Source organism: Mycobacterium sp., from assembly GCF_032162605.1.
Lineage (GTDB): Bacteria > Actinomycetota > Actinomycetes > Mycobacteriales > Mycobacteriaceae > Mycobacterium.
Window position 1 is genome coordinate 1 of record NZ_JAVROT010000495.1, and the last position, 6,611, is coordinate 6,611.

A 6,611-nucleotide genomic window follows, 5' to 3' on the forward strand; every position below is an offset into this window, starting at 1 on the left:
GGAGTACTACGTCTCCTTCCTGCTCGACCGCTCCAACCGCACCTACCTGGCCATGTGCTCGGTCGAGGGCGGCATGGAGATCGAAGAGGTCGCCGCCACCAAGCCCGAGCGCCTCGCCAAGGTCCCCGTCGACGCTGTCAAGGGTGTCGACCTGACCTTCGCCCGTTCGATCGCCGAGCAGGGCCACCTGCCCACCGAGGTGCTCGATGCCGCGGCCGTGACCATCCAGAAGCTGTGGGAGGTCTTCGTCGGCGAGGACGCCACCCTGGTCGAGGTCAACCCGCTGGTGCGCACGCCCGACGACAAGATCCTGGCTCTGGACGGCAAGGTCACGCTCGACGAGAACGCGAACTTCCGCCAGCCCGGCCACGAGGAGTTCGAGGACAAGGACGCCACCGATCCTCTGGAGCTCAAGGCCAAGGAGAACGACCTCAACTACGTCAAGCTCGATGGCGCCGTCGGCATCATCGGTAACGGCGCCGGTCTGGTCATGTCGACGCTCGACGTCGTCGCCTACGCGGGTGAGAGGCACGGCGGAGTGAAGCCCGCCAACTTCCTCGACATCGGTGGTGGCGCATCGGCAGAGGTGATGGCAGCCGGGCTGGACGTCATCCTCGGCGACAGCCAGGTCAAGAGCGTCTTCGTCAACGTGTTCGGCGGCATCACCGCGTGTGACGCGGTGGCCAACGGCATCGTCGGCGCGCTGAAGAAGCTCGGCGCCGACGCGAACAAGCCGCTCATCGTTCGCCTCGACGGCAACAACGTCGAAGAGGGCCGCCGCATCCTGGCCGAGGCCAACCATCCCCTGGTGATCCAGGCCGAGACCATGGACGCCGGCGCCGACAAGGCCGCCGAGCTGGCCAACAAGTAAGGGAGTCAACGAAATATGTCTATCTTCCTGAACAAGGACAGCAAGGTCATCGTCCAGGGCATCACCGGCGGCGAGGGCACCAAGCACACCGCGCTGATGCTCAAGGCAGGCACGCAGGTGGTCGGCGGCGTCAACGCGCGCAAGGCCGGCACCAAGGTCTCGCATAAGGACAAAGACGGTAACGATGTCGAGCTGCCGGTGTTCGGCAGTGTCGCCGAGGCCATGAAGGAGACCGGCGCCGACGTGTCGATCGCCTTCGTGCCGCCCGCCTTCTCCAAGGACGCGATCATCGAGGCCATCGACGCCGAGATCCCGCTGCTGGTCGTCATCACCGAGGGAATCCCGGTGCAGGACAGCGCCTATGCGTGGGCTTACAACGTCGCCAACGGCGGGAAGACCCGCATCATCGGGCCGAACTGCCCCGGCATCATCACCCCGGGTGAGTCGCTGGTCGGCATCACGCCGAACAACATCACCGACAAGGGTCCCATCGGCTTGGTGTCCAAGTCCGGCACGCTGACCTACCAGATGATGTACGAGCTGCGCGATCTCGGCTTCTCTACCGCCATCGGCATCGGCGGCGACCCGGTCATCGGCACCACGCACATCGACGCCATCGAGGCGTTCGAGAAGGATCCCGAGACCAAGGTCATCGTGATGATCGGCGAGATCGGCGGCGACGCCGAGGAGAAGGCTGCGGCCTACATCAAGGCCAACGTGTCCAAGCCGGTCGTCGGCTACGTCGCGGGTTTCACTGCGCCAGAAGGCAAGACGATGGGCCACGCAGGAGCCATCGTGTCCGACGGCGCGGGCACCGCGGCGGGCAAGCAGGTGGCGCTGGAGGCAGCGGGCGTCAAGGTCGGCAAGACGCCGTCGGAGACCGCCGCGAAGGCGCGGGAGATCCTACAAAACCTGTAGACGCTTCATCGAGACTGCGGCCAGATCGCGAATTCATCGGGATTCACGATCTGGCCGCAGTCTCGTTTTGTGGCGCTTGGGGATGCTGGGCGAAGCGTTCGACGATCAGCCGCAACTGCTTCCCGCCCTCCTCGCGGTACAGCAGGTGATAGCGCAGCAGCGGTTCGGTCAGGTCGTACCACGATGCGCGCTGGTCTCCGTCGGCGGCCTTGGTCGAGGTGACCCAACGTGACGACGCGAGTCGCCCCAATGCCGTTGCCGCAGACTGGTTCGAGACGCCGACGGCGGTGGCCAGATCGGTGACGGTGCGTGCTTGCCACCCGCGGGCGAGTTCGACGACGAGGCGCTGCTCGCTGGCAGGCAGTTGCCAGAGCCGTTGCTGGTAGTAGGGCGCCAGCCTGTCGAGGAGTGCCTCCACTGCGGGCGTCATCTCGTCGAGCGAGCGGACGTCGATGCACTCGGACAGGATGTTCCATAGCCGAGGTGAGCCGCCGATGAGGCGATGGATCACCCGCACGCGGTCGGTGCCATCCGCGGAAGCGATGAACTCCGCGAGTTCCTCCTCGCCGCGTGCGTGGGCGGCTCGGGTCAGCATCGTGGCCGCTTCTTCGACGTCGAACTCGGTGAGCGTCTCCACCATGAACGACCCGTACCACGGATACGACCTCGACGAGACTCCCGAGAACAGCATGGGGGATGTCGCGAAGATCGTTATGTCGGTGGATGTTTCGACCCAAGCCCGAAGACTGCCCTGTCCTGTCTGGCCTAGGTCCTCGAACACCCGGTCCAGGTTCTCGATCGCCAGCAGGATCATGCGACCAGCCGCTGTGGTCGTGATCGCCTGTTCGATGCCGACGGCGTCCTTGTCGCGACGCAGCGCGCGTGCGGTGTCGCCAAGGCCAAGGCCAAGGCCAAGGCCAAGGCCAAGGCCAACGCCAAAGTCGCCGTCGACGGCCCTCGCGATCTCCACTAGCAGATCGAGATACGACCCGATGGCGAGCGAGTCCTCCGGAATCAGTACGGGCAGAACACGTTTTGCAGTTTCGGGGTCCGCGAGGCTGCGGTTCACGGTCACGTGCAGCGTGTGCGTCTTGCCTCCGCCCCGCGGCGCGATGAGTAGCGTGTGGGGGCGTGATCCGTCGCGCGCCGCGGCGCCAATCCGGCGAACCAGCATCTCGAGCAGAGCGTCCCGCCCCACCGTGATTGCGTCGAGTTCCTCGGCCTCCATGGCCGAGGGCGTGAACGTGGGGTGCGTGGTCATCGCCTCATCGCTTGCCAGGCGCGCTGAATCAGGAGCGATGCGAACCGGTTCGCATTGGCTTCCCTGATGAGGTAGTGGTCCAGCTCGAGCCGTTCGATGAACGAGACCAGCTGTTCGCGATCGTCGATCGTACTGCCTTCGCTGCGAAGCCGTTTCAGCGTTTCGTCTACGTCGAGGGGACCGCTGGCATGTGCGTAGACGTCGAGCAGTCTGCCGATGGTGTCGGCGTCGGAGCCGTAGTAGTGCCGCAGCCGATCCCGATAGTGCCTGAGGTCCCATGGATCAGTCGGGTCCTCGATGGCTGCCGTCACCAGGTCGGGGATCTGTGCCGGTTGCGGGAGCAGTCCCGTGGCGCGCCACGACCGCAGTGACGCAGCCACCAGGTGCTGGATGTAGTACGGCACGTTCTCCGCAGCAGCCGCGACCGCGGCCGCGATCGGGTGAGCATCGGCGGGGTTCAGCCCGCCACCCACGAGCAGGCACTCCGCGAGGTATGTGGCGTGGTCGGCGCGGATTGGACCGACCGTGATCTTGCGGATGTCATTGACCGTGCTCGGAGCGTCGGCCGACACGTGGTGGAATCCGATTGACCCGGACAGCACCGTGGCAACCCTGCCTCCGTAGTCCTGGCGGAATCGGCGAAGCGTATGGAGGAAGTTGTCTCCGGCCCCTTCCTGGCGGCGTTCGAGATTGCGGGCGAGCACGGTGACCTCGTCGATGAACAATACGAGCTGACGGTCGCCCGCCCGCTCGACGGCGCGGCTCAGCAACTCGTCGAGTGCGGCTGCCGCCCGTCCGTCGCGTTCGACCTTCAGGGGACCGGCCGTCAACGTCATTCGTAGTTTCGACAGCTCCTGCGCCCATGCCGGTTCCAACTTCGCCAGTTCCGCGGCGAGTGCCGCGACGAACTCCGCGTACGTTTCGCGCTCGGCGCTGGTCGCGACGACGACGGCGCCCGCACGAGCCGCGTTCTTCTGGACTACCCGCGCCAGCGAGGTCTTGCCGTGCCTTCGGTCGCCGACGAGGACGGCCCCACTGTGCGGCAGGGCGGCAGCCACTGTTTCGGCATCTCGGTAGCGTCCGACGACGTCGTCGGCTCGCACGATGCCTCCAACTACCAGGGACATCGGTCGAACGGGCCAGCTCATCGCCCAACCATACACCTAATCTGACGTACATCGGTGATGTTGTACGTCATGCTGCATGTACACCGAAGCTGTCGTGGAGCTCATGATTAGGAACACGTTCTAGTTATCGGTTAGCCTAACGAATTAACACGCGCTAGGAGGTCTGTAATGGCTGGGACAGAGTTCTCGCGCAAGCGCTCGTCCGAAGATCCCCGCACTCCGGTCATCGTCGGCGTCGGACAGTTCACCGAACGCATCGACGACCCCGACTACCGGGGCATCTCCGCGGTCGACCTGGCCACCGAGGCCGTGCGGGCCGCGCTGAGCGACACTGGTGCGGACGTCGCCACCGTGGCGAAGGCGATCGAGGTGTTCGCCGGGTTGCGGCAGTTCGAGATCTGCACACCGTTCACCGACCCGCCGCTCGGCTGCTCGGACAACTACGTGCGATCGGTCGCGCAGCGCGTCGGCGCCGATCCCGCCCGCGCCGTGCTCGAGCCCATCGGCGGCAACGGCCCGCAGAAGCTCGTGACGGAGTTCGCCGGAGCCATCGCCGCCGGCGACGTCGAGGTGGTGCTGGTGCTCGGCTCCGAGTCGGGCTCCACTGCGAAGTACTTCGCCGGTCGGGCCAGGGCGAGCGAAGCGACGGGAGAGAAATTCGACAAGCCGGACTTCACCGAGCACGTCGGCGGCCAACTCGAGGACCGCGGCTACGGTTTCGAGCAGTACACGAGCGAGTACACCGCGCTGCACGGGTTGACCGGGGCGCCCGTCCAGTACGGGCTGCTGGACAACGCGCGACGTGCCCGCCTTGGCCTCGGCGTCGCAGACTATCGGGAGCGGATGGCCGAGCTCTTCGCGCCGTTCTCCAAAGTCGCTGCGAAGAACCCGTTCTCGTCCTCACCGGTGGAGCGGACGGTGGAGGAGATCGTGACCGTCACGGACGAGAACCGGATGATCTGCGATCCGTACCCGCGGTTGCTGGTGGCCCGAGACACGGTCAATCAGGGCGCGGCCGCGGTGCTGATGTCGGTCGATGCTGCTCGCAGACTCGGTGTGCCCGAGGAGAAGTGGGTGTACCTGCGCGGGCACGCCAATCAGACCGAGCAGGACATGCTGGACCGCGTCGACGTCGGTGTCAGCTACTCCGCGAAACAGGCCGTGGCGGAGGCGCTTCGAACCGCCGGCATCGGTATCGACGACATCGCGACCTTCGACCTGTACAGCTGCTTTCCCTTCCCGGTCTTCGCGGTGTGCGACGACTTCGGCTTGGCGGCTGATGATCCGCGTGACCTCACGCTCACCGGTGGTCTGCCGTACTTCGGGGGTCCCGGTAACAGTTACTCACTGCACGGCATCGCCGAGACCGTCGCCGAAATGCGCGACAAGCCAGGTTCGTTCGGCCTCGTCGGCGCCAACGGCGGGGTCATGAGCAAGTATTCGGTGGGGGTGTACTCGACCGAGCCCGCGGATTGGGTGGCCGACCGCAGCACGGCGCTTCAAGAAGACATCGCCGCGCTGCCGAAGGTCGCCGTCACCCGCAACGCAACCGGCCCCGGTGTCATCGAGACCTATTCGGTGCGCTACGACTGGCCGGTGCGCACGGGCGTCATCGTCGGTCGACTCGACGCCGACGGTAGCCGGTTCATGGCTCTGACCGAAGACGACGATCTCGTCACGTTGATGAGTGACGGCGACCCGCTCGGTGCCGCGATCGCCGTGACGTCCGGTGAGGACGGCGTCAACCGGGCCGCACTGGCCTGACGGCTCAGAAGACCCAGCTGCCCGAGCGTTGCAACACGAAGCCGTGTTTGTTGTCGGCATCGATGCAGGCGACCAGTCCGTCGCCACCGACCGCGCACGTTCCATTCTTGCCGGACAGCTTTTTGCCTGCGGCGATGGGGATCGCCCGAGACGACGCACACTCGCGTCCAGACCGTTGAAAGACGTACGGTGCATCGGCATCGGCAGGGTCAGCCTTGCGCACCGAGATGCAACCGCTTCCCGGAACCGAAGTCGGAACGCCCGGAATGACCCCATTGCATGCCGTCGCCGCGTGCGGTCCGAAATCGAGTACACAATCGATCTGATCTGGGCTCACGAACGATGTGCCCGAAACGTGGTAGTCCTCGGGGTCGACGGCGGCGAAGGTGTTCAGGTCGGGGAAACCAGGCGGCGGCTCCGTTGACTTGGGTGGGGACGAGCATGCTGCGAGCACGAGCACCACGATGATTGACCATCGAGCTGACCACATCAGAAGACCCAGCTGCCTGACGGTTGCAGCACGAACCCGTGGTCGTTCCTAACGCAGGCGGTGAGCTGGCCCGCACCCACTGCGCAAAAGGTCGTGTCGTTGGATACGAACGTTGCCTTCTGGCCGACGGCGAGCAGCTCGTCGGTCGGCGGTGAGCAACCATCGGTCGACTTCTCGAAT

At 65.5% G+C, this 6,611-nt stretch carries 6 protein-coding genes and 1 pseudogene; 3 read left to right on the forward strand and 4 right to left on the reverse strand.

The features are described 5' to 3' along the window. A partial coding sequence (sucC, locus tag QOI01_RS27560) for an ADP-forming succinate--CoA ligase subunit beta (protein WP_526386335.1) occupies positions 1-871 on the forward strand: 871 nt, incomplete at its 5' end. Positions 872-886: 15 nt separating this feature from the next. After that, on the forward strand, positions 887-1,789 hold the full coding sequence (gene sucD, locus QOI01_RS27565; RefSeq protein ID WP_526386336.1) for a succinate--CoA ligase subunit alpha: 903 nt from the start codon (positions 887-889) through the stop codon (positions 1,787-1,789). A 43-nt stretch (positions 1,790-1,832) separates the two neighbouring features. On the opposite strand, the gene QOI01_RS27570 is transcribed toward sucD, so the two are convergent. Then, entirely contained in the window at positions 1,833-3,050 is a 1,218-nt protein-coding gene (locus QOI01_RS27570; RefSeq protein WP_526386337.1) for a MarR family transcriptional regulator, read from the reverse strand. After that, positions 3,047-4,177: an ATP-binding protein gene (locus QOI01_RS27575; protein ID WP_526386340.1), complete on the reverse strand. Its 1,131-nt coding sequence runs from the start codon at positions 4,175-4,177 to the stop codon at positions 3,047-3,049. The genes QOI01_RS27570 and QOI01_RS27575 overlap by 4 nt, the downstream gene beginning before the upstream one ends. 168 nt (positions 4,178-4,345) lie before the next feature. Between QOI01_RS27575 and QOI01_RS27580 the strand changes: the two genes are divergently transcribed. Further along, complete coding sequence (locus QOI01_RS27580; RefSeq protein ID WP_526386338.1) at positions 4,346-5,941, forward strand: acetyl-CoA acetyltransferase; 1,596 nt, start codon at positions 4,346-4,348, stop codon at positions 5,939-5,941. A 4-nt stretch (positions 5,942-5,945) separates the two neighbouring features. Here QOI01_RS27580 and QOI01_RS27585 read toward each other — a convergent pair whose 3' ends face one another. Together QOI01_RS27585 and QOI01_RS27590 are read right to left on the reverse strand one after the other, a co-directional pair. Then, a complete protein-coding gene (locus tag QOI01_RS27585; protein WP_526386339.1) occupies positions 5,946-6,395 on the reverse strand; it encodes a hypothetical protein in 450 nt (149 codons plus the stop codon). Positions 6,396-6,430: 35 nt separating this feature from the next. Continuing rightward, positions 6,431-6,611 (reverse strand): annotated as a pseudogene (locus tag QOI01_RS27590) (hypothetical protein); the annotation flags it as partial.

Bases quoted from the DNA above. Each gene is read 5' to 3' on its own strand.
- sucD (WP_526386336.1), top strand. From the start codon at position 887: ATGTCTATCTTCCTGAACAAGGACAGCAAGGTCATCGTCCAGGGCATC.
- QOI01_RS27570 (WP_526386337.1), bottom strand. From the start codon at position 3,050: ATGACCACGCACCCCACGTTCACGCCCTCGGCCATGGAGGCCGAGGAA.
- QOI01_RS27575 (WP_526386340.1), bottom strand. From the start codon at position 4,177: ATGTCCCTGGTAGTTGGAGGCATCGTGCGAGCCGACGACGTCGTCGGA.
- QOI01_RS27580 (WP_526386338.1), top strand. From the start codon at position 4,346: ATGGCTGGGACAGAGTTCTCGCGCAAGCGCTCGTCCGAAGATCCCCGC.